We start from the raw sequence: 20,525 nt of genomic DNA on the forward strand, positions 1-20,525 counted from the left end.
ACCCTTCTTGTAGCGCTCATCCACGCATGGCGTGGATCTACCGTGTCGACCAAGGTCGACACCCACCAGAGCAGAATGCCGTTCCGACAGACCAGCTTCTGCCGTTGCCGTTGAGGTTGCCGGCCAGCGGCCGGCACTACCGCGGGTGCCGGGTGCAACCCGGCCGACGCCCCCAACCCGTACAATATCCGGATGCCTCTGATTACCCTACAGAACGTCGACTTCAGCGTCGGCGGCCCGTTGTTGCTGGAAAAGGCCGAACTGTCGATCGAGCCGGGCGAACGCATCGCCCTGATCGGCCGCAACGGCGCCGGCAAATCCACCCTGCTCAAGCTGCTGTCCGGCGACCACAAGCCCGATGACGGCGAAGTCCGCGTGCAGCAGGGCGTGCGCGTCACCCGCCTGGAGCAGGAAGTGCCACACGGCGCCGCCGGCTCGGTGTTCGACGTCGTCGCCGATGGCCTCGGCGAACTGGGCCAGTGGCTGGCCGAGTTCCACCACCTCAGCCATGCCGAGGTCTTCGACGGCGAAGCGCTCGGCAACGTGCAGGCCAAGATCGACGCCGCCAACGGCTGGGGCCTGGACCAGCGCGTCAGCGAAACCCTGACCAAGCTCGACCTCGACGGCGAGGCCGAGTTCGGCCGCCTGTCCGGCGGCATGAAGCGCCGCGTGCTGCTGGCCCGTGCGCTGGTGTCCAGCCCCGACGTGCTGCTGCTGGACGAACCGACCAACCACCTGGACATCGAGGCCATCGACTGGCTCGAGGCGTTCCTGAAGGGCTGGAGCGGCAGCGTGGTGTTCGTCACCCACGACCGTCGCTTCCTGCGTGCACTGGCCACCCGCATCGTCGAGATCGACCGCGGCCAGGTCACCAGCTGGCCGGGCGACTGGGCTAACTACGAGCGCCGCCGCGAGGAACGCCTCAATGCGCAGGCGCAGGAAAACGCCCGCTTCGACAAGCTGCTGGCGCAGGAAGAAGTCTGGATCCGCCAGGGCATCAAGGCGCGCCGTACCCGCGACGAAGGCCGCGTACGTCGCCTGAAGGCGATGCGCACTGAACGTTCGCAGCGCCGTGACCTCAGCGGCAACGTCAAGATGGAAGCCGCGCAGGGCGTCAGCTCCGGCAAGAAGGTCATCGACGTCAAGGACATTTCGTTCGCCTTCGGCGAGCGCACCATGGTCCGCGATTTCACTACCACCATCCTGCGTGGCGACCGCATCGGCCTGATCGGTCCCAACGGCAGTGGCAAGACCACGCTGCTGAAGCTGCTGCTGGGCGAACTGCAGCCGGCCAAGGGTGAGGTCAACGCCGGTACCAACCTGCAGATCGCGTATTTCGATCAGTACCGCGCGGTGCTGCGCGAAGACTGGAGCGCGATCGAGAACGTTGCCGAAGGCCGTGATTTCCTCGAGTTCAACGGCAAGCGCAAGCACGTGCATGCCTACCTGCAGGACTTCATGTTCACCCCCGAGCGCGCGCGCGCGCCGATCACCCGCCTGTCCGGCGGCGAGCGCAACCGCCTGCTGCTGGCCAAGCTGTTCGCGCAGCCGTCCAACCTGCTGGTGATGGACGAACCGACCAACGACCTCGACGTGGAAACCCTGGAGCTGCTGGAAGAGCTGCTGGGCGAGTACACCGGCACCCTGCTGCTGGTCAGCCACGACCGTGACTTCATCGACAACGTGGTGACGTCCACGCTGGTGATGGAAGGCGACGGCGTGATCGGTGAGTACGTCGGTGGCTACAGCGACTGGCAGCGCTATGCAGCCAGCGTGGCTGCGCCTGCCGCGGCCCCGGCAGCCAAGCCGGCGGCTGCTGCACCGGCCGCCACGGCCGCTGCTCCGGCTGCGCCCAAGCGCAAGCTGGCCTACAAGGAAGCGCGCGAACTGGAGCAGCTGCCGAAGACCATCGAGAAGCTGGAAGGCGATGTCGAAGGGCTGACCTCGGCGATGAACGACCCGTCGTTCTACACCCGCAGCAGTGCCGAAGTGACCGCGCACACCCAGCAGCTGGCCAAGGTGCAGGCCGAGCTGGATGCCGCGTACGCGCGCTGGGAAGAACTGGAAGGCTGAGCGTCTGCCACGGCCGTCTCGCCCGGCGGGCGGCTGTGGCTTTTGATCTGATTCCGCCTTGAAGCGAGCCGAGCACCGCAGGTCCGGCGAGGGCGAAGAGGCGCGGGTGTCTGAGCGCAGCGAGTTCCCGCGGCGTTTCTCGGTGGGCCGAGGAGCGCAGGGTACCGGTGCGTAGCATCGGCTCGCGGGCGGCGGAGCGTTTCTTTTGGTTACTTTTCTTTGCGCGCACCGCACTGCAGGAGCAGGGTGGAACGGCATAGCCGGCCCGCAGGGTGACGCACAAGGATGTGCGTCATCAAGAAAAGTAACGCCCATGAACGCATCAGATTGCAGCAGTCATGATCCGCGCAGAGCGGTCATTTGACCCCGTGCAGATCCCGCAGCTGGCTCGGCCGGCTGCCGAAATACGCGGCCAGATCGGCGATGTCCTGATCACTCAGGTCCTTCGCCTGCGGCGTCATCAGCGCATGCTGGCGGTCACCGGCGCGGTAGGCCTGCAGCGCATGCGCCAGATAATCGCCGTACTGGCCACCCAGTTTCGGATAGGTCGGATCGATCGGCGCATTGCCGTCGGCCCCGTGGCAGTCGATGCAGCTCTGGTTGGTGGCCTTGCCCTTCACCTTGGCGCGGGCTTCACCGGCGGCTTCGCGGCCTGCCGGCAGGCCAGCGGAGGACGAAGAACCGTGTTCGCCGCTGGCATGGCCCGGGTCGGCGGCGGATTTCTCGCTGTTTTCCACCTGCGACTGTGAACAGGCCGCCAGCAGCAGGGCAACGGACAGGGCGATGGCGTGACGCATCGGATGCGCGGCTTTCGACATGGGCGGGCCTTACTTGACGGTGGACAGGTAAACAGAGAGATCGGCGATCTCCTGTTCGCTGAAACTCATCGACTGCGCCTGCATCGTCGGATGCCGGCGCTTGCCCTGGCGGTACTCGGTCAGGGCCTGGGCCAGGTACTGCTGGGTCTGGCCGCCGATCTTCGGCACCCGGTAACTGGGGTAGGCGTTCTTGTAGCCGGTGATGCCGTGGCAGCCCTGGCAGGTGTAGGCCAGCACGCGGCCATTGTCGAAGTTGCCGGTGGGTGCGACGGGCGCCGGCGCAGCGGCGGGAGCCGGGGCCGGGGAGGGTGTGGCAGGAGCAGGAGCGGGCTGTGCGGCGGCCCCAAGGGGCAGGAGGACGGCCAGAGCGAGACAAGCGGCGAGCGGCTGCGGGCGCATGGTGTCGTTTCCGGGGATTCGGGTCTGGTCGTTCCGGCGTGGGGTACGGAACGCCCCGAGTATAGCCTCAGGTTTCATCTAGCTGAAATGGGGGTGGGCCGACCAGCGGCGTGAAGACACCATGACCTTTGGGATATGGTGTTGCCGTGAAGTGGTGCATTACTTTGCTACCACACCTGTCCACGCATCCTCCAGGGATCTGACGATGTCGCACCCAACCTTCCTGTCCGGCCGTCGCAGCGGAATCTGCGCTGCCGCACTGCTGATCTCCACCTCCCTGCTGCTGGGCGGTTGCGCCGCAGGGCCCAATTCCGAAGCCAAGGCTGCCGAGACCAAGGAGGAGAAGAAGGTCGACGCCGTCCCGGTCGAAGTCGCGGTGGCCAGCCATCGTGCCGTCGCGGCCAGCTACACCGGTACTGCGGCGCTGGAGCCACGCGCCGAGTCGCAGGTGGTCGCCAAGACCTCCGGCGTAGCCCTGGCGGTGCTGGTCGAGGAAGGGCAGCGGGTCACCGCCGGCCAGCCGCTGGTGCGGTTGGACCCGGACCGCGCGCGCCTGGCCGTGGCACAGAGCGAAGCGCAGATGCGCAAGCTGGAAAACAACTACCAGCGCGCACAGAAGCTGGTTGGCCAGCAGATGGTCAGCGCCGCCGATGTCGACCAGCTGCGCTACGACCTGGAAAACGTCCGCGCGCAGTACCGCCTGGCCACGCTGGAGCTGTCCTACACCACGGTGGTGGCGCCGATCTCCGGCGTGATCGCTTCGCGCTCGATCAAGACCGGCAACTTCGTGCAGATCAACACGCCGATCTTCCGCATCGTCGACAACTCGCGGCTGGAAGCCACCCTCAACGTACCCGAGCGCGAGCTGGCCACCCTGCGCGCCGGCCAGCCGGTGACGCTGGCGGCCGATGCGCTGCCGGGGCAGAGTTTCACCGGCACCGTCGATCGCATCGCGCCGGTGGTGGATTCGGGCAGCGGCACGTTTCGCGTGGTCAGCGCCTTCGACGGCGCCGCACACGCGCTGCAGCCCGGCATGTTCGGTCGCATCCGCATCGACTACGACCAGCGTGCCGATGCGCTGGTCGTACCGCGCCTGGCGTTGCTCGACGACGGTGAGCCGGCGGTGTTCCGCGTGCGCGAAGGCAAGGTCGCACGCGTTCCGGTCAAGCTGGGTTACGCCGAGGGCCCGTGGGTGGAGATCCGTGATGGCCTGGCGGCCGGTGATCAGGTGGTCACCGCCGGCAAGGTCGCCCTGCGCGACGGCACCACGGTGCAGGTGATTGCCGACCCGAAGGCGAAGACGGTCGCTGCGGCCGCCAAGCCGGCAGACAAGGCCGGGAGCAAGCAATGACCGCGCCGGGCCACGACCACGGTGCCTCGCCGGCGAGCGACGGCGCCGCCGCCAGCATGCGCGGCGGCCTGGTGGAATTCGCCACCCGCCGCCGCGTGACCATCGCCATGTGCACGGTCACGCTGCTGCTGTTCGGCCTGATCGCGCTGGGCAACCTCAAGGTCAACCTGCTGCCCGACCTGAGCTATCCGACGCTGACCGTGCGCACCGAATACACCGGTGCAGCGCCGACTGAAATCGAAACCCTGATCACCCAGCCGGTCGAAGAGGCGGTTGGCGTGGTCAAGAACCTGCGCAAGCTGAAGTCGGTCTCGCGCACCGGCCAGAGCGATGTGGTGCTGGAATTCGCCTGGGGCACCAACATGGACCAGGCCAGCCTGGAGGTGCGCGACAAGATGGAAGCGCTGAACCTGCCGCTGGAGGCCAAGGCCCCGGTGCTGCTGCGCTTCAATCCGTCCACCGAGCCGATCATGCGCCTGGTGTTGTCGAACAAGGCGGCGCCGACCAGCGATGCCGATGCGGTGCGCGAGCTGACCGGCCTGCGCCGCTATGCCGATGAAGACCTGAAGAAGAAACTGGAGCCGGTCACTGGCGTGGCAGCAGTGAAGGTCGGCGGTGGCCTGGAGGACGAGATCCAGGTCGACATCGACCAGCAGAAGCTGGCCCAGCTGAACCTGCCGATCGACACCGTCATCAAGCGCCTGAAGGACGAGAACATCAATATTTCCGGTGGCCGCCTGGAGGAGGGTTCGCAGCGCTTCCTGGTGCGTACCGTCAATCAGTTCGCCGACCTGGAGGAAATCCGCAACCTGCTGGTCACCACCCAGGCCGCCAATGGCAGCGCGGCGGACTCGGCGCTGCAGCAGATGTTCAACATCGCCGCGTCGACCGGTTCGGCGGCCGCCATCGCGGCGGCGTCGGCGGCACAGAGCGCATCGTCCGGTGGTGGCTCCAGCGTGGTTGCCAACGGCGTGCCGGTGCGCCTGAAGGACGTGGCCACGGTGCGCCAGGGCTACAAGGAGCGTGAAGCGATCATCCGCCTGGGCGGCAAGGAATCGGTCGAGCTGGCCATCTACAAGGAAGGCGACGCCAACACCGTGTCCACCGCCGAAGCGCTGCGCAAGCGCCTGGAGCAGATCAAGGGCACGTTCCCGTCGGACGTCGAGCTGACAACCATCGAGGACCAGTCGCGCTTCATCGAGCACGCCATCGCCGACGTCAAGAAGGATGCCGTGATCGGTGGCCTGCTGGCGATCCTGATCATCTTCCTGTTCCTGCGCGATGGCTGGAGCACGTTCGTGATCAGCCTGTCGTTGCCGGTCTCGATCATCGCCACGTTCTTCTTCATGGGCCAGCTCGGCCTCAGCTTGAACGTGATGTCGCTGGGTGGCCTGGCATTGGCCACCGGCCTGGTCGTGGATGACTCGATCGTGGTGCTGGAGAGCATCGCCAAGGCCCGCGAGCGTGGCCTGGGCATCCTGCAGGCGGCGATTGCCGGCACCCGCGAAGTGAGCATGGCCGTGGTCGCCTCGACCCTGACCACCATCGCGGTGTTCCTGCCGCTGGTGTTCGTCGACGGCATCGCCGGGCAGTTGTTCCGCGACCAGGCGCTGACCGTCGCGATCGCCATCGCGATCTCGCTGCTGGTGTCGATGACCCTGATCCCGATGTTGAGCTCGCTGAAGGGACGGCCGCCGCTGGCGTTCCCGGAAGAAGCGCCGAACGCAGCGTGGCAGCCGCAGAAGCGCTGGCAGAAGCCGGTGGCGCTGGGTCGCCGTGGCGTGGTCGCCAGCGTGCGCTGGAGCTTCTATGCGCTGGCCTGGCTGGTGGTGCGCCTGTGGCGCGGCGTGGTCGCGGTGATCGGCCCGGTGATGCGCAAGGCCAGCGACCTGGCGATGAAGCCCTATGCCGGCGCCGAGCGTGGCTACCTGCGCCTGCTGCCGAGTGCGCTCGCGCATCCGGGCAAGGTGCTGGGCGTGGCCGCCATCATTTTCGTAGCGACCATGGCGCTGGTGCCGATGCTTGGTGCGGACCTGATCCCGCAGCTGGCGCAGGACCGTTTCGAAATGACGGTGAAGCTGCCGGCCGGCACGCCGCTCAAGCAGACCGATGCGCTGGTGCGCGAGCTGCAGCTGGCACACGGCAAGGGCGAAGGCGTGGCCTCGCTGTATGGCGTAAGCGGCAGCGGCACCCGGCTGGATGCCAGCCCGACCGAAAGCGGTGAGAACATCGGCAAGCTGACCGTGGTGATGGAAGGCGGCGGCAATGCGCACACGGAAGCGGCGATCACCGAGCGCCTGCGCGGTACCATGAGCCAGCACCCGGGTGCCCAGGTCGACTTCGCGCGGCCGGCATTGTTCAGTTTCTCCACGCCGCTGGAAATCGAGCTGCGCGGGCAGGACATGGCCACCCTGGAAGTGGCCGGCCAGCGCCTGGCAGCGATGCTGCGCGGCAATGCCCACTACGCCGACGTGAAGTCGACGGTGGAAGAGGGCTTCCCGGAAATCCAGATCCGCTTCGACCAGGAGCGTGCCGGTGCACTGGGCCTGACCACCCGCCAGATCGCCGACGTGGTGGTGAAGAAGGTACGCGGCGACGTCGCCACCCGCTACAGCTTCCGTGATCGCAAGATCGACGTGCTGGTGCGGGCCCAGGAAGGTGATCGTGCCAGCGTGGAGAGCATCCGCCGGCTGATCGTCAACCCGGGCAGCACCCGTCCTGTCACCCTGGACGCGGTGGCCGACGTGGTCGCCACTACTGGCCCCAGCGAGATCCATCGTGCCGACCAGACCCGGGTGGCGGTAGTGTCGGCCAACCTGCGCGACATCGACCTCGGCGCAGCCATGCGCGAAGTGCAGCAGATGGTCGCCGAGCAGCCACTGGGCGCGGGCGTCGGCCTGCACATCGGCGGCCAGGGCGAGGAGCTGGCGCAGGCGGCGAAGTCGCTGATCTTCGCCTTCGGCCTGGCGATCTTCCTGGTCTACCTGGTGATGGCCTCGCAGTTCGAATCGCTGCTGCACCCGTTCGTGATCCTGTTCACCATCCCGCTGGCGCTGGTCGGCGCGATCCTGGCGCTGATGCTGACCGGCAAGCCCATCTCGGTGGTGGTGTTCATTGGCCTGATCCTGCTGGTCGGCCTGGTGACCAAGAACGCGATCATCCTGATCGACAAGGTCAACCAGCTGCGCGAGGCCGGCGTGGCCAAGCACGAGGCGCTGGTGGAAGGTGCGCGCTCGCGCCTGCGCCCGATCATCATGACCACCCTGTGCACGCTGTTCGGCTTCCTGCCGCTGGCGGTGGCGATGGGCGAGGGCGCCGAAGTGCGTGCGCCGATGGCGATCACCGTGATCGGTGGCCTGCTGGTGTCGACGCTGCTGACGCTGCTGGTGATCCCGGTGGTGTACGACCTGATGGACCGTCGTGGCGATGCGTATTACCGCGAACGTGGCCGCAAGCATGCCGGCGAAGGCCTGCACGGCGACGAGGGCGGCACGGCAGGTGTGGAGGAACCGGCATGAGTGTTGCCGAGTTCTCCATCCGCCGCCCGGTCACCACCATCATGTGCTTCGTGTCGCTGGTGGTGATCGGCCTGATCGCTTCGTTCCGGCTGCCGCTGGAGGCGCTGCCGGACATCTCCGCGCCGTTCCTGTTCGTGCAGATTCCGTACACCGGCTCGACCCCGGAAGAAGTGGAACGAACCATCATCCGCCCGGTCGAGGAATCGCTGGCGACGATGACCGGCATCAAGCGCATGCGCTCGTCGGCCACCTCCGAGGCGGCGCTGATCTACATCGAGTTCAGCGACTGGGACCGCGACATTGCGATTGCCGCGTCCGACGCGCGCGAGCGTATCGATGCGATCCGCAGCGACCTGCCCGACGACCTGCAGCGCTACAACGTGTTCAAGTGGTCCAGCAGTGACCAGCCCGTGTTGAAGGTGCGCCTGGCCAGCACCACCGACCTGACCACCGCCTATGACATGCTCGACCGTGAGTTCAAGCGGCGCATCGAGCGCATCCCGGGTGTGGCAAGGGTCGACATCACCGGTGCGCCGCCGAACGAGGTCGAGATCGCCATCGATCCGAACCGGCTCAACGCGCATGGGTTGAGCATCAACGAGCTGAGCGAGCGCCTGCGCACGCTGAATTTCTCGATCTCGGCCGGGCAGATCGACGACAACGGCCAGCGCGTGCGCGTGCAGCCGGTGGGCGAGATCACCGACCTGCAGGAAATGCGCGACCTGGTGATCAACGCCAAGGGCCTGCGCCTGGGTGATATCGCCGATGTCCGCCTGAAGCCGGCGCGGATGAACTACGGGCGCCGCCTGGACGGCAACCCGGCGGTGGGCCTGGATATCTTCAAGGAGCGCAGTGCCAACCTGGTGGACGTCTCGCGTGCGGCGCTGGCCGAAGTCGAGGCGATCCGCGCGCAGCCGTCCATGCGCGACGTGCAGATCAAGGTGATCGACAACCAGGGCAAGGCGGTGACGTCCTCGCTGCTGGAACTGGCCGAGGCCGGCGCGGTCGGCCTGATCCTGTCGATCACGGTGCTGTTCTTCTTCCTGCGCCATTGGCCGTCGACGCTGATGGTGACCCTGGCCATTCCGATCTGCTTCACCATCACCCTCGGCTTCATGTACTTCGTCGGGGTGACACTGAACATCCTGACCATGATGGGCCTGCTGCTGGCGGTGGGCATGCTGGTCGACAATGCCGTGGTGGTGGTGGAGAGCATCTACCAGGAGCGCGAGCGCATGCCGGGGCAGCCACGGCTGGCCTCGATCATCGGCACCCGCAACGTGGCCATCGCGCTCAGCGCCGGTACGCTGTGCCACTGCATCGTGTTCGTGCCGAACCTGTTCGGCGAGACCAACAACATCAGCATTTTCATGGCGCAGATCGCGATCACCATCTCGGTCTCGCTGCTGGCCTCGTGGCTGGTGGCGGTCAGCCTGATCCCGATGCTGTCCGCACGCATGGCCACGCCCAAGCTGGTGCACTCGCAGACCGGCCTGATCGCGCGCCTGCAGCGGCGCTACGCGCAGCTGCTGGACTGGTCGCTGCATCACCGCGGTTGGAGCCTGTTCGGCATCCTGCTGGTGGTGCTGGTCAGCCTGGTGCCGATGAAGCTGACCAAGATCGACATGTTCGGTGGCGAGGGTGGCAAGGACATCTTCATCGGCTACATGTGGAAGGGTGCCTACACCTACCGCCAGATGTCCGAGGAAGTGGCGCGGGTGGAGAACTGGATCGACCAGAACCGCGAACGCCTGCACGTGAAGCAGGTGTACTCCTGGTACAGCGAGCAGGAAGGCAGCTCCACGGTCGTCACCCTGGACGAAAAGTACGCCAAGGACATCAAGGCGCTGCAGGAGGAACTGCGCAAGGGCCTGCCGAAGTCGGCCCGCACCGATTACTTCGTCGGCAACCAGGGCGGCGATGGCGGCGGCAGCAACCAGGGCGTGCAGGTGCAGCTGGTGGGTGATTCCAGCTCGATGCTGCAGGAGATCGGCCAGGAAGTGGTGCCGTTGCTGGCGCAGCGTGCCGAACTGCGCGACGTGCGCATCGACAACGGCGAGAAGGGCGGCGAGCTGAAGGTGCGTGTCGACCGCGAGCGCGCCGCGGCATTCGGCTTCAACGCCGAGCAGGTGGCCAGCTTCGTCGGGTTGGCGCTGCGCGGCGCACCGATGCGCGAGTTCCGCCGCGGTGACAATGAAGTGCCGGTGTGGGTGCGCTTCGCCGGCGCCGAGCAGAGCAGCCCGGAAGACCTGGCCGGTTTCAGCGTGCGCACCGGCGATGGCCGCAGCGTGCCGCTGCTGAGTCTGGTCACCGTGGACGTCGGTTCGTCGGCCACCCAGATCGGACGCACCAACCGCCAGACCACGCTGACCATCAAGGCCAACCTGGCCGAGAAGGTCACCGCACCGGACGGGCGCAAGGCGATCGAAGCCGTGCTCAAGCCGATGAACTTCCCGGCTGGTTATGGTTTCACCTTCGACGGTGGCGACTACGGCAATGATGACGAAGCCATGCAGCAGATGGTGTTCAACCTGCTGATCGCGCTGGTGATGATCTACGTGGTGATGGCGGCGGTGTTCGAGTCGCTGCTGTTCCCGGCGGCGATCATGAGCGGCGTGCTGTTCTCGATCTTCGGCGTGTTCTGGCTGTTCTGGATCACCGGTACCTCGTTCGGGATCATGTCCTTCATCGGCATCCTGGTGCTGATGGGCGTGGTGGTGAACAACGGAATCGTGATGATCGAGCACATCAACAACCTGCGGCGCAGCGGCATGGGCCGCACCCAGGCGTTGGTGGAAGGCTCACGCGAACGCCTGCGCCCGATCATGATGACCATGGGCACGGCAATCCTGGCGATGATCCCGATCTCGCTGACCGATACGCAGATGTTCGGCAATGGCCCGGAGTATTCGCCGATGGCGCGTGCGATTGCCGGCGGCCTGGCGTTCTCGACGGTGGTCAGCCTGCTGTTCCTGCCGACGATCTACGCGGTGCTCGATGACCTGCGCACTGCCGTGACGCGGCTGATCCGCCGTGCGCGCGGCCTGGAAATGGTAGCGCCGGGCGCTGCCCGGCTGTAATGCGCGACAACGTGTTGTGGTGTGGGGGAGGCCGGTCGTAGTGGGGCGGCCTCCCCCTTTTTTTTCGCCGGGCCATGCCCGGGGGGACCATCAGCCCGCCACCTTGCCCCAGACCTTGAACGTGGTCAGCCACAGGCCCAGCATGCTGCCCAGGTTGGTCAGCATGAAGGTCAGCACCACGCGGGTGACACGGTTGCGGTACCAGCCCTTCAGGCTCTGCGCATCGTCGCGCAGCTTCAGGAAGTCCTCATACGCTGGCTTGCGCAGCCGCGCTTCCACCAGTGCCGAGAACGCGCCGGTCGGGATGCTCAGGCGGAACGGCTTGAACGGGGCCACCGCGATCGCGGTGAGGATGCTCAGGGGATGGCCGCCGGCCAGCAGGCAGCCCAGGCCCGCCAGGCCGCCGGTATACATCGCCCAGGTTGCCAGCAGTTCGGTGCCCACGCCCAGGCCGCCGCGGTAGAAGCCCACGCCGATGCCGGTCGCTACGATCGCCAGGATGCCTAGCGTGAACCACGGAATGTTGCGCTTCTTCGGCACCGCCTCCAGCTCGGCACGCAGCGGCGCCGGCGCCTCGGTGTCGGTTTCCAGGTAGCGGGCCAGCCCGGCCAGGTGACCGGCACCGACCACCGCCAACACCTCACGCTGCTGCGGATCGTGTTCTTCGCGCAGGCGCGTGGCCATGTAGCGGTCACGCTCGCCGATGATGGTCTCGTACAGCGCCGGGCTCTCGCTGGCGAACTCGCCGAAGCTCGATTCCAGCATGTCGCCCTGCTTGAGCTTCTCGATCTCGTTCTCGCCCACTTCCTCGGACGAGAACAGGCCGGCGCCAAGCCCGGCGACCAGCTTCAGCTTGCCGAAGAACCCCAGCCGCTGCGAGGCACGGCGGAAGGTCAGGCCGACCTCGCGGTCGATCAGGTGCACGGGCAGGTTGCGCTCGCGCGCCAGTTCCACCGCACGCTTCAGTTCGGCACCGGGCTCGATGTCGAGCTGCTCGGCCAGGCGGCGCTGGTAGGCGGACAGAGCCAGGTTGGCGGCGAACAGGGCGACGCGGCCCTTGCGGATCACCTCGACCAGGTCGAGCTTGGCCAGTGTGTCCGGGTCGCTCAGCGCCTGCAGGCGCTGCGGGTCCAGCTCGACGGCCACCGCATCGAAGCGGCCGCTGTCGATGGCCTTTTCAACGGCCTCGACGCTGGCGCGTGAGACGTGGGCGGTGCCCAGCAGGGTGTAACGCACGCCGTCGCGTTCGACGACGCGCACCGGCTGGCCGGCGAACAGGTCGTCGCCGGTTTCGGGAAGGGTTTCAGTCATGGGTTCATTCATTGGAAGGTGCGGTGTCGGCGCCATCGCCGAGCGCGCGCTGCATCTGCACGGTATCCAGCCAGCGGCCGTGCTTGCGGCCAAGGCCACGGAACACGCCCACCAGCTCGAAGCCGAAGCGTTCGTGCAGCTTGATCGACGCGGTGTTGGTCGGTTCGCCGATCACCGCCACCATCTGCCGGTAGCCACGCGTCACGCAGGCATCAATCAAGGCCTGCAGCAGGCCAGTGCCGACGCCTTTGCCCTGGAATGCGGCATCGACGTAGACCGAGTTCTCCACGGTCCACTGGTAGGCGACGCGGGTGCGGTAGGTATTGGCGTAGGCATAGCCGGCGACCTGGCCGTCGATCTCGGCGACCAGGTAGGGGAAGCCGCGATCGACGATGTCGCGCATGCGGCGCAGCATCTCGGTCGCGTCCGGGATGTCGTACTCGTAGGTGTTGACGAAGTCGGTCACTTCCACCGCATAGATCGCGGTGATCGCGTCGATGTCGGCCGGGCCGGCATCACGGATGAGGACGGCCATGCGCGGGCTCCGGCTCAGTCGATGTAGCGCTTGAGCAGGTCGCCGTAGGCATCGATGCGGCGATCACGCAGGAACGGCCAGATGCGGCGCACATGCTCGCTGCGCTGCAGGTCGACGTCGCACAGCAGCACGGTGGCGTCGGTGCCGGCCTCGGCCAGGAATTCGCCCTGCGGGCCCAGCACGTGGCTGTTGCCCCAGAACTGGATGCCCGACGCGCCCAGCGGCGAGGCTTCGTGGCCGACGCGGTTGCAGCTCAGCACCGGCAGGCCGTTGGCCACGGCGTGGCCACGGTGGCTCAGCACCCAGGCGTCGCGCTGGCGGGTCTTCTCGTCCTGCACATCGTCCGGGTCCCAGCCGATCGCGGTCGGGTACAGCAGCAGTTCGGCACCGGCCAGCGCCATCAGGCGTGCCGCTTCCGGGTACCACTGGTCCCAGCACACCAGCACGCCAAGGCGGCCCACCGACGTATCGATCGGCGTGAAGCCGATGTCGCCCGGGGTGAAGTAGAACTTCTCGTAGAAGCCCGGATCATCCGGGATGTGCATCTTGCGGTACTTGCCGAGCAGGGTACCGTCCTTCTCGAACACCACGGCGGTGTTGTGGTACAGGCCGGCAGCGCGGCGCTCGAACAGCGAGCCGACCAGCACCACGCCATGCTTCTTCGCCAGCGCGCCCAGGCGCTCGGTGCTCGGGCCCGGAATCGGCTCGGCCAGGTCGAACTCGTCCACCGACTCGTGCTGGCAGAAGTACGGGCCGTTGTGCAGTTCCTGCAGCAGCACCAGCTTGGCACCCTGGGCAGCCGCCTCGGCCACGCGTGCTTCGATCACCGCCAGGTTGGCGGCGGCATCACCGTGGTTGCGCTCCTGGATCAGGGCGACGGTAAGGGGGCTACGCGAGTTCATGCGGGGCGTTCCTGCGGGGGAAAACCTGCATGTTAGCGCGGATGGACGGCGACGGCGTGTTGCGCGCTGAATGGGTGCTGGTAGTGCCGGCCGCTGGCCGGCAATCCCGTGGATCCATCAGGCATTGCATGGTTGCCGGCCAGCGGCCGGCACTACCGCTTACGCCTTCAACAGCCCGGCCGGCAGCTGCATGGTGATGCAGTGCAGGCTGCCGTTCTGCCAGATCAGCGAGCGGCAGGGTACCTGCACGATCTCGCGGCCCGGGTGTGCCTGGGCCAGTACATCGCGGGCCAGGTCGTCGGCCGGGTCGCCGTAGGCCGGCATCAGCACCGCGCCATTGACGATCAGGTAGTTGGCGTACGACGCAGCCAGCCGGCGGCCTTCGTCGATCACCGGCTGTGCCCACGGCAGCGGGAACAGGCGGTACGGCTGGCCATCCTTGGTGCGCAGCGCGGCCAGCTCATTGCCCATCGCCTGCAGTTCGGCGTAGTGCGAGTCGCTCTCGTCGTCGCAGGCCTGGTAGACGATGCTGTCAGCCGAGGCGAAGCGGGCGAGGGTATCGATGTGGGCGTCGGTGTCGTCGCCTTCCAGGTAGCCGTGGTCCAGCCACAGCACGCGGTCCTGCTGCAGCCAGTCGGCCAGGTCGGCGCTCAGGCTGGCGCGGTCGCGGTCCGGGTGGCGCTCGTGCAGGCACTTCCAGGTGGTCAGCAGGGTGCCTTCGCCGTCGGTCTCGATGCCGCCGCCTTCCAGCGCGAACGGAATGCTGCGCACCGGTGCGTCATTGAACACGCCGGCCTGGTCGAGCACGCCCACCAGCTGGTCATCCAGGGTGGCATCGAACTTGCCGCCCCAGCCGGTGAAGCGGAAATCCAGCAGCTGGAAACCGCCGTCGGCACGGCGCAGGGTGATCGGGCCGGAGTCGCGCAGCCAGGTATCGTCGTAGGCCGCCGTGGTGAAGTGGACCTTGTCCATGTCGATGCGGTTGGAACGCAGCCGCATCTCCGCATAGGTCTCCACATCATCGTCGGCCACGCAGATCAGCACCGGCTGGAAGCGGGTGATGGCCGCGACCAGGGCGATGTAGGTCTCTTCCACCTGGCCCAGGCGGTCGGCCCAGTCGGTGTCGGCGGTGGGCCAGGCAATCAGGACGCCGCTCTGGGCTTCCCACTCGGCAGGAAAACGAAGGGTCTGGTTCATGGTCTCGCTACACAGGCCCGCCCACGGCGGGTAAAGGGATCAACGGATCGGCGGTTTCGGGCCGATTTCGTTCGGGTCCGCCTGGTTGGCCACCACGTTGATCACCTTCTGCTTCTCGAAGTAGACGGTGAACTGCGGGTACACCCAGCGGTTGATGGTCGGCCACTGCCGCTTCTGCCCGCCACGCGGCTGCAGCTGCTCGTTGGGCGCGCCGAACTGCGCCTGCACCTGCTGCATGCTCTGGCCGCGCACGGGCACGGCACCGGCCGGCTTCTCGCGGGCACGATCGACAAGCAGGGTATCGGCCAGTGCCGGTGTGGCGGCGGCCAGGGTGGCCATCATGGCCAGGGCGGACAGGTAACGCTTCATCTCGATCTACTCCCCAGTGGTCAAGAAAGGCGATTACAGCAAAAACGGCAGGAAAAAGCCGCATAAACAAAAAACCGCCCGAAGGCGGTTTCTTGCATCGGGTCGGCCCCGCGTAGGGCCAGCCGCAGCCGGAAGGCTGTGAGGCTTAGCGCTGACGCGCCTTGAAACGCGGGTTCGACTTGCAGATGACGAAGATCTTGCCACGACGACGCACGACCTTGCAGTCACGGTGACGGGCCTTCGCCGACTTCAGGGAGGACAGGACTTTCATGGCATACCTCGGCGTAAACAGTAGTTGTTCGGGTGGAGCGTGGCCGCGATATGCGAAAGACAATCGGCAGTTGACGCTCGTTCAAGCCCGCCATTCTACCGGGCTTTTCCTCATGGTTTCAAGTGGTTGCACAAAAGATCCCGCTGGGGGCGTCTGGCAGGGGCTAGAATGGCCTCTTCACACGCTCTGGGACCCCCATGAATCCACTCGCTCCCGTCCTGACCATCGACGGCCCATCCGGGGCCGGCAAGGGTACCATCAGCCGCATCATCGCGCGCAGGATGGGCTGGCATTACCTGGATTCGGGCGCGCTGTACCGGGCAGTGGGCGTCGCCGCAAGCTGGGCCGACATCGATACCTCCGACGCCTCGGCGCTGGTCCGCTGCACCTTCGACACCCACGTTCAGTTTGTCGAGCAGGGTGATGCCATGCGGGTCATGGTCAACGGCACCGATGCCACCGACGAACTGCGCCTGGAGACCACCGGTGCGCTGGCCTCGGCCATTGCCGCCATTCCGGAGGTCCGGGCTGCCCTGAAGGAGCGCCAGCGCGCATTCAGGGAGCTGCCGGGGCTGGTTGCCGATGGCCGCGACATGGGCACGGTGATCTTCCCGGACGCCTCCTACAAGGTCTTCCTGACCGCCAGTGCCGAGGAGCGCGCCGAGCGCCGGCATAAGCAGTTGAAAGACAAGGGGGTTTCTGTTAACTTTGATGACCTCCTGCGCGAGATCATGGCCCGCGACGCCCGTGATGCTCAGCGTACCGTGGCGCCCCTGAAGCCGGCAGACGATGCTGTCCTCATCGACACCACAGGCATCGGCATCGATGATGTCGTTGCCAGAGTGATGGATCTGCTTCCGGTTCCGGCTGCCTGATCCGTTCGCGCGGGAGCGCTGCCAGCAGCATCGGCGGTGGTCGCGCATAGCAGTGCTGTACCAGCTCCGTCGCGCAATGATGCGTGGCGGTTTTCCTACTACACACGACCTGCTTTTCCGGGGTCGACCAACAGGCGGGCGGTCGCCATTCCCCTGAAGGGGACGCCACCGACCCATGTGTCCAACAGAGTAAATCTAATGACCGAATCATTTGCCGAACTGTTTGAAGCCAGCCAGGCCAACCTGGCCAAGCTGAAGCCGGGCGCCATCGTCAGCGGTACCGTTGTTGAAGTCCGCGGCGACGTCGTGGTGATCAACGCTGGCCTGAAGTCCGAAGGCATCGTGCCGATCGAACAGTTCCGTAACGACGCTGGCGAAATCGACGTCGCCGAAGGCGACATCGTCAAGGTCGCCCTCGACTCGATCGAGAACGGCTTCGGCGAAACCGTCCTGTCGCGCGAGAAGGCCAAGCGCGCGATGGTGTGGGACGAGCTGGAAGAAGCGTTGGAAAAGAACGAAACCATCACCGGCCGCATCAGCGGCAAGGTCAAGGGTGGTTTCACCGTGGACATCAAGGATGTCCGCGCCTTCCTGCCGGGTTCCCTGGTCGATGTGCGCCCGGTGCGCGATCCGGCCTACCTGGAAGGCAAGGAACTCGAGTTCAAGCTCATCAAGCTGGACCGCAAGCGTAACAACGTCGTGGTCTCGCGCCGCGCTGTCGTCGAAAGCGAGCACTCGGAAGAGCGCGAGCAGCTGATGGACAAGCTGCAGGAAGGCGCGATCCTGAAGGGTGTCGTCAAGAACCTGACCGACTACGGTGCATTCGTGGACCTGGGCGGTATCGACGGCCTGCTGCACATCACCGACATGGCGTGGAAGCGCGTGCGTCACCCGTCGGAAGTCGTGAACGTCGGCGACGAGCTGGACGTCCGCGTGCTGAAGTTCGACCGCGAGCGCAACCGCGTTTCGCTGGGCCTGAAGCAGCTGGGCGAGGATCCGTGGGACAACATCGGCCGTCGTTACCCGGCCAACAGCCGCGTCTTCGGCAAGGTCTCCAACGTCACCGATTACGGTGCGTTCGTTGAGATCGAGCCGGGCGTCGAAGGCCTGGTGCACGTCTCCGAGATGGATTGGACCAACAAGAACGTCAACCCGTCCAAGGTTGTCCAGGTTGGTGATGAAGTCGAAGTGATGGTGCTGGACGTCGATGAAGAGCGTCGCCGTATCTCGCTGGGCATGAAGCAGGTTGCCGCCAATCCGTGGGAAACCTTCGCTGCCACCCACAAGAAGGGTGACAAGGTGTCGGGCCAGATCAAGTCGATCACCGACTTCGGCATCTTCATCGGCCTGGACGGCGGCATCGACGGCCTGGTCCACCTGTCCGACATCAGCTGGAACACCACCGGCGAAGACGTCGTTCGCAACTTCAAGAAGGGCGATACCCTGGACGCCGTCGTCCTGGCTGTCGATCCGGAGCGCGAGCGCATCTCCCTGGGCGTGAAGCAGCTGGAGCAGGATCCGTTCGGCCAGTACATGGCTGCCAATCCGAAGGGCTCCAAGGTCGAAGGCGTGGTGAAGGAAGTCGACGCCAAGGGCGCGATCATCGAGCTGGCTGACGGCATCGAAGGTTACGTCTCGGCCCGCGACATCGCCAACGAGCGCGTTGACGACGCCACCCAGCACCTGAAGGTCGGCGACAAGGTCGAAGCCAAGTTCGTGGGCATGGACCGCAAGGGCCGTACCCTGCAGCTGTCGATCAAGGCCAAGGACGACGCGGAAATGCGCGAAGTGCTGGAGGAATACCAGTCCTCTTCGGCTTCCAGCGGCACCACCCAGCTGGGCGCGCTGCTGCGTGCACAGCTGAACGGCAACAAGTCCGAGTAATCGGCCTTACGCTGTTCGTTGTTTCCTGGACGGCCCGGGCATTGCCCGGGCCGTTTCAGGCTGAGATGCCCCTGATGTGAGCCGGTAATGACCAAATCCGAACTGATCGAAATCCTTGCGCGCCGCCAGGCGCACCTGAAGGCCGATGATGTCGATCTGGCGGTGAAGTCGTTGCTGGAAATGATGGGCGGATCGCTGGCCGCCGGGGATCGCATCGAAATCCGCGGTTTTGGCAGCTTCTCGCTGCACTATCGTCCGCCGCGCCTGGGCCGCAACCCGAAGACCGGCGAATCGGTTGCCCTGCCGGGCAAGCATGTCCCCCATTTCAAGCCGGGCAAGGAACTGCGCGAGCGGGTCAGCAGTGTGCTGCCGCTGGACGCCGATCCGGCCTGAGCCTTCCGTCGCGCCACCGCGTGCGAATCCAGCCGCGAGTCGGATAAGCTACGGACTCCTGCCACTGGAGCTGTTGCATGAAGGTTTTTCGTCTGCTGGTCCTGCTGGCGGTGCTGATCCTTGGATTGATCATCGGTGCGGTCAACATGACCGCGATGTCGATCAACCTGCTGTTTACCCAACTGCACACCTCGGTGGGCGTGGCCCTGATCGCCGCGCTGCTGGTCGGTGTCGTGGTCGGTGCCGGGCTGGTGCTGGTGAGCGTGGTCATTCCGCTCTATGGCCAGCTGCGCCGCGCCAACAAGTCCGCTGTCGCCTCGCCGGCACCGGTTGCTTCCCCCCAATCTTTTGATGGACGTTGATCGAAGATGGATTTCGTCACCGAGTGGTTCTGGTTCTTCCTGTTCGTTCCGCTGGCCGCCCTGGCCGGGTGGGTGATCGGACGGCGTGGTGGTCAACGCCACGGTGACAGCCAGGTCAGCCGCCTGTCGAGCACCTATTTCCGTGGCCTGAACTACCTGCTCAACGAGCAGCCGGACAAGGCCATCGAACTGTTCCTGCACATCGCCGAGCTGGACAAGGAAACCTTCGAGACCCAGGTCGCGCTGGGCCATCTGTTCCGCCGCCGTGGTGAAGTCGACCGCGCCATCCGCCTGCACCAGGGGCTGGTCAATCGCCATGACCTGAGTGATGCGCAGCGCGTACAGGCCCTGCTGGCCCTGGGCGAGGACTACATGAAGTCCGGCCTGCTGGATCGCGCCGAGACCGTGTTCACCGAGCTGGCGCAGCTGGATCAGCGTGCACCGCAGGCGCTCAAGCACCTGATCGGCATCTATCAGGCCGAACGCGACTGGGAAAAGGCGATCGACAACGCGACCCGTTTCGAGGACGTCACCGGCGAGCCGATGGGCAAGCTGATCGGGCAGTTCGAATGCGAACTGGCCGAACGTTTCCGTGGCGCCGGCAAGCTGGAAGAGGCGAGGGCGGCGATCGCCCGGGCCTACCAGGCCGACGCGATGTCGGTGCGCGCCGGCATCATCGAGGGCCGGCTGGAAACCGACGCGGGCAATCCCGAGGCCGCCGTCCGCGCCTTCGAGCGTGCCGCGCGCAACGACCCCGAATACCTGCCGGAACTGCTGCCGGCGCTGATGCAGAACTATCGCAAGGTTGGCGATCTGGCAGGCGCACGCGCGTTCCTGTCGGAGATGACCGAGCACTACCGCGGAATCGCCCCGGTACTGGCGCTGACCCGGCTGATGGAAGAGCAGGAAGGCGTGGCGCCGGCCCGTGCCTACCTCGGCCGCCAGCTCAAGGATCGCCCGTCGGTCCGTGGCGAATCCGCGCTGATCGACCTGACCCTCGCCGAGGGAGCCGATTCCACCGCCACCCTGCATGACCTCAAGCACATCACCGACCAGCTGCTGGTGCGCAACCCGGCCTATCGCTGCACGCGCTGCGGCTTCGGTGCGCGTACCCACCACTGGCAGTGTCCGAGCTGCAAGGAGTGGGGGACGGTCAAGCCGCTGCTGAACTACGCGGTGCTCTGATC

Annotated in this window: 17 protein-coding genes; 9 read left to right on the top strand and 8 right to left on the bottom strand. The window is 66.1% G+C overall.

From position 1 onward, the window contains the following. Positions 1-192: 192 nt before the first annotated feature. Positions 193-2,073 carry an ATP-binding cassette domain-containing protein gene (locus tag DFO63_RS21335; protein ID WP_101765312.1) on the top strand — a complete coding sequence of 627 codons (1,881 nt, stop codon included), beginning with the start codon at positions 193-195 and terminating at the stop codon, positions 2,071-2,073. 356 nt (positions 2,074-2,429) lie between these two features. Here the strand turns inward: DFO63_RS21335 and DFO63_RS21340 are convergent, their stop codons facing one another. Further along, positions 2,430-2,891 (bottom strand): cytochrome c, encoded by a 462-nt coding sequence (locus DFO63_RS21340; RefSeq protein WP_005416218.1) that lies wholly within the window; start codon positions 2,889-2,891, stop codon positions 2,430-2,432. Between the two features lie 9 nt (positions 2,892-2,900). Then, complete coding sequence (locus tag DFO63_RS21345) at positions 2,901-3,290, bottom strand: c-type cytochrome (RefSeq protein ID WP_049442797.1); 390 nt, start codon at positions 3,288-3,290, stop codon at positions 2,901-2,903. A 205-nt stretch (positions 3,291-3,495) separates the two neighbouring features. On the opposite strand from DFO63_RS21345, the gene DFO63_RS21350 reads away from it, so the two are divergent. The 3 genes from DFO63_RS21350 to DFO63_RS21360 are packed head-to-tail and all read left to right on the top strand — an operon-like array spanning position 3,496 to position 11,239. Beyond that, positions 3,496-4,641, top strand: a complete 1,146-nt coding sequence (locus DFO63_RS21350) for a MexH family multidrug efflux RND transporter periplasmic adaptor subunit (protein ID WP_014036886.1) — start codon at positions 3,496-3,498, stop codon at positions 4,639-4,641. Positions 4,642-4,697: 56 nt separating this feature from the next. Beyond that, positions 4,698-8,159, top strand: coding sequence for an efflux RND transporter permease subunit (locus DFO63_RS21355; RefSeq protein ID WP_119007881.1), 3,462 nt, complete (start codon positions 4,698-4,700; stop codon positions 8,157-8,159). Further along, positions 8,156-11,239, top strand: a complete 3,084-nt coding sequence (locus tag DFO63_RS21360; protein WP_101765313.1) for an efflux RND transporter permease subunit — start codon at positions 8,156-8,158, stop codon at positions 11,237-11,239. Before DFO63_RS21355 ends, DFO63_RS21360 begins: the two co-directional genes overlap by 4 nt. A gap of 90 nt (positions 11,240-11,329) precedes the next feature. Here DFO63_RS21360 and DFO63_RS21365 read toward each other — a convergent pair whose 3' ends face one another. From DFO63_RS21365 to ykgO, 6 genes are all read right to left on the bottom strand, one after another. Further along, positions 11,330-12,562, bottom strand: a complete 1,233-nt coding sequence (locus DFO63_RS21365) for a TraB/GumN family protein (protein ID WP_049442794.1) — start codon at positions 12,560-12,562, stop codon at positions 11,330-11,332. Next, complete coding sequence (locus tag DFO63_RS21370; protein ID WP_049442793.1) at positions 12,555-13,085, bottom strand: GNAT family N-acetyltransferase; 531 nt, start codon at positions 13,083-13,085, stop codon at positions 12,555-12,557. The genes DFO63_RS21365 and DFO63_RS21370 overlap by 8 nt, the downstream gene beginning before the upstream one ends. A 14-nt stretch (positions 13,086-13,099) precedes the next feature. Further along, positions 13,100-13,987: a carbon-nitrogen hydrolase gene (locus tag DFO63_RS21375; RefSeq protein WP_049442792.1), complete on the bottom strand. Its 888-nt coding sequence runs from the start codon at positions 13,985-13,987 to the stop codon at positions 13,100-13,102. A 159-nt stretch (positions 13,988-14,146) separates the two neighbouring features. After that, the gene (locus DFO63_RS21380; RefSeq protein WP_032130076.1) at positions 14,147-15,184 is read right to left on the bottom strand and encodes an agmatine deiminase family protein; all 1,038 of its coding nucleotides are present in this window, start codon (positions 15,182-15,184) and stop codon (positions 14,147-14,149) included. Between the two features lie 39 nt (positions 15,185-15,223). Further along, a complete protein-coding gene (locus DFO63_RS21385; protein ID WP_014036893.1) occupies positions 15,224-15,553 on the bottom strand; it encodes a hypothetical protein in 330 nt (109 codons plus the stop codon). A 145-nt stretch (positions 15,554-15,698) separates the two neighbouring features. Continuing rightward, positions 15,699-15,824, bottom strand: coding sequence for a type B 50S ribosomal protein L36 (gene ykgO, locus DFO63_RS21390; protein ID WP_005409283.1), 126 nt, complete (start codon positions 15,822-15,824; stop codon positions 15,699-15,701). Between the two features lie 197 nt (positions 15,825-16,021). On the opposite strand from ykgO, the gene cmk reads away from it, so the two are divergent. From cmk to lapB, 5 genes are all read left to right on the top strand, one after another. Further along, positions 16,022-16,699: a (d)CMP kinase gene (gene cmk / locus DFO63_RS21395; RefSeq protein ID WP_014036894.1), complete on the top strand. Its 678-nt coding sequence runs from the start codon at positions 16,022-16,024 to the stop codon at positions 16,697-16,699. Between the two features lie 198 nt (positions 16,700-16,897). Then, positions 16,898-18,583 (top strand): 30S ribosomal protein S1, encoded by a 1,686-nt coding sequence (gene rpsA, locus DFO63_RS21400; protein WP_005416230.1) that lies wholly within the window; start codon positions 16,898-16,900, stop codon positions 18,581-18,583. 87 nt (positions 18,584-18,670) lie between these two features. Next, complete coding sequence (locus tag DFO63_RS21405) at positions 18,671-18,976, top strand: integration host factor subunit beta (RefSeq protein ID WP_049445746.1); 306 nt, start codon at positions 18,671-18,673, stop codon at positions 18,974-18,976. A 77-nt stretch (positions 18,977-19,053) separates the two neighbouring features. Next, the gene (locus DFO63_RS21410) at positions 19,054-19,338 is read left to right on the top strand and encodes a lipopolysaccharide assembly protein LapA domain-containing protein (RefSeq protein WP_014036895.1); all 285 of its coding nucleotides are present in this window, start codon (positions 19,054-19,056) and stop codon (positions 19,336-19,338) included. 6 nt (positions 19,339-19,344) lie between these two features. Beyond that, positions 19,345-20,523: a lipopolysaccharide assembly protein LapB gene (gene lapB / locus DFO63_RS21415; protein ID WP_005416232.1), complete on the top strand. Its 1,179-nt coding sequence runs from the start codon at positions 19,345-19,347 to the stop codon at positions 20,521-20,523. Positions 20,524-20,525: the final 2 nt, after the last annotated feature.

The sequence above is a fragment of the Stenotrophomonas sp. AG209 genome, assembly GCF_003550055.1.
Taxonomy (GTDB): Bacteria; Pseudomonadota; Gammaproteobacteria; order Xanthomonadales; family Xanthomonadaceae; genus Stenotrophomonas.

Bases quoted from the DNA above. Each gene is read 5' to 3' on its own strand.
- DFO63_RS21335 (WP_101765312.1), top strand. From the start codon at position 193: ATGCCTCTGATTACCCTACAGAACGTCGACTTCAGCGTCGGCGGCCCG.
- DFO63_RS21340 (WP_005416218.1), bottom strand. From the start codon at position 2,891: ATGTCGAAAGCCGCGCATCCGATGCGTCACGCCATCGCCCTGTCCGTT.
- DFO63_RS21345 (WP_049442797.1), bottom strand. From the start codon at position 3,290: ATGCGCCCGCAGCCGCTCGCCGCTTGTCTCGCTCTGGCCGTCCTCCTG.
- DFO63_RS21350 (WP_014036886.1), top strand. From the start codon at position 3,496: ATGTCGCACCCAACCTTCCTGTCCGGCCGTCGCAGCGGAATCTGCGCT.
- DFO63_RS21355 (WP_119007881.1), top strand. From the start codon at position 4,698: ATGCGCGGCGGCCTGGTGGAATTCGCCACCCGCCGCCGCGTGACCATC.
- DFO63_RS21360 (WP_101765313.1), top strand. From the start codon at position 8,156: ATGAGTGTTGCCGAGTTCTCCATCCGCCGCCCGGTCACCACCATCATG.
- DFO63_RS21365 (WP_049442794.1), bottom strand. From the start codon at position 12,562: ATGAATGAACCCATGACTGAAACCCTTCCCGAAACCGGCGACGACCTG.
- DFO63_RS21370 (WP_049442793.1), bottom strand. From the start codon at position 13,085: ATGGCCGTCCTCATCCGTGATGCCGGCCCGGCCGACATCGACGCGATC.
- DFO63_RS21375 (WP_049442792.1), bottom strand. From the start codon at position 13,987: ATGAACTCGCGTAGCCCCCTTACCGTCGCCCTGATCCAGGAGCGCAAC.
- DFO63_RS21380 (WP_032130076.1), bottom strand. From the start codon at position 15,184: ATGAACCAGACCCTTCGTTTTCCTGCCGAGTGGGAAGCCCAGAGCGGC.
- DFO63_RS21385 (WP_014036893.1), bottom strand. From the start codon at position 15,553: ATGAAGCGTTACCTGTCCGCCCTGGCCATGATGGCCACCCTGGCCGCC.
- ykgO (WP_005409283.1), bottom strand. From the start codon at position 15,824: ATGAAAGTCCTGTCCTCCCTGAAGTCGGCGAAGGCCCGTCACCGTGAC.
- cmk (WP_014036894.1), top strand. From the start codon at position 16,022: ATGAATCCACTCGCTCCCGTCCTGACCATCGACGGCCCATCCGGGGCC.
- rpsA (WP_005416230.1), top strand. From the start codon at position 16,898: ATGACCGAATCATTTGCCGAACTGTTTGAAGCCAGCCAGGCCAACCTG.
- DFO63_RS21405 (WP_049445746.1), top strand. From the start codon at position 18,671: ATGACCAAATCCGAACTGATCGAAATCCTTGCGCGCCGCCAGGCGCAC.
- DFO63_RS21410 (WP_014036895.1), top strand. From the start codon at position 19,054: ATGAAGGTTTTTCGTCTGCTGGTCCTGCTGGCGGTGCTGATCCTTGGA.
- lapB (WP_005416232.1), top strand. From the start codon at position 19,345: ATGGATTTCGTCACCGAGTGGTTCTGGTTCTTCCTGTTCGTTCCGCTG.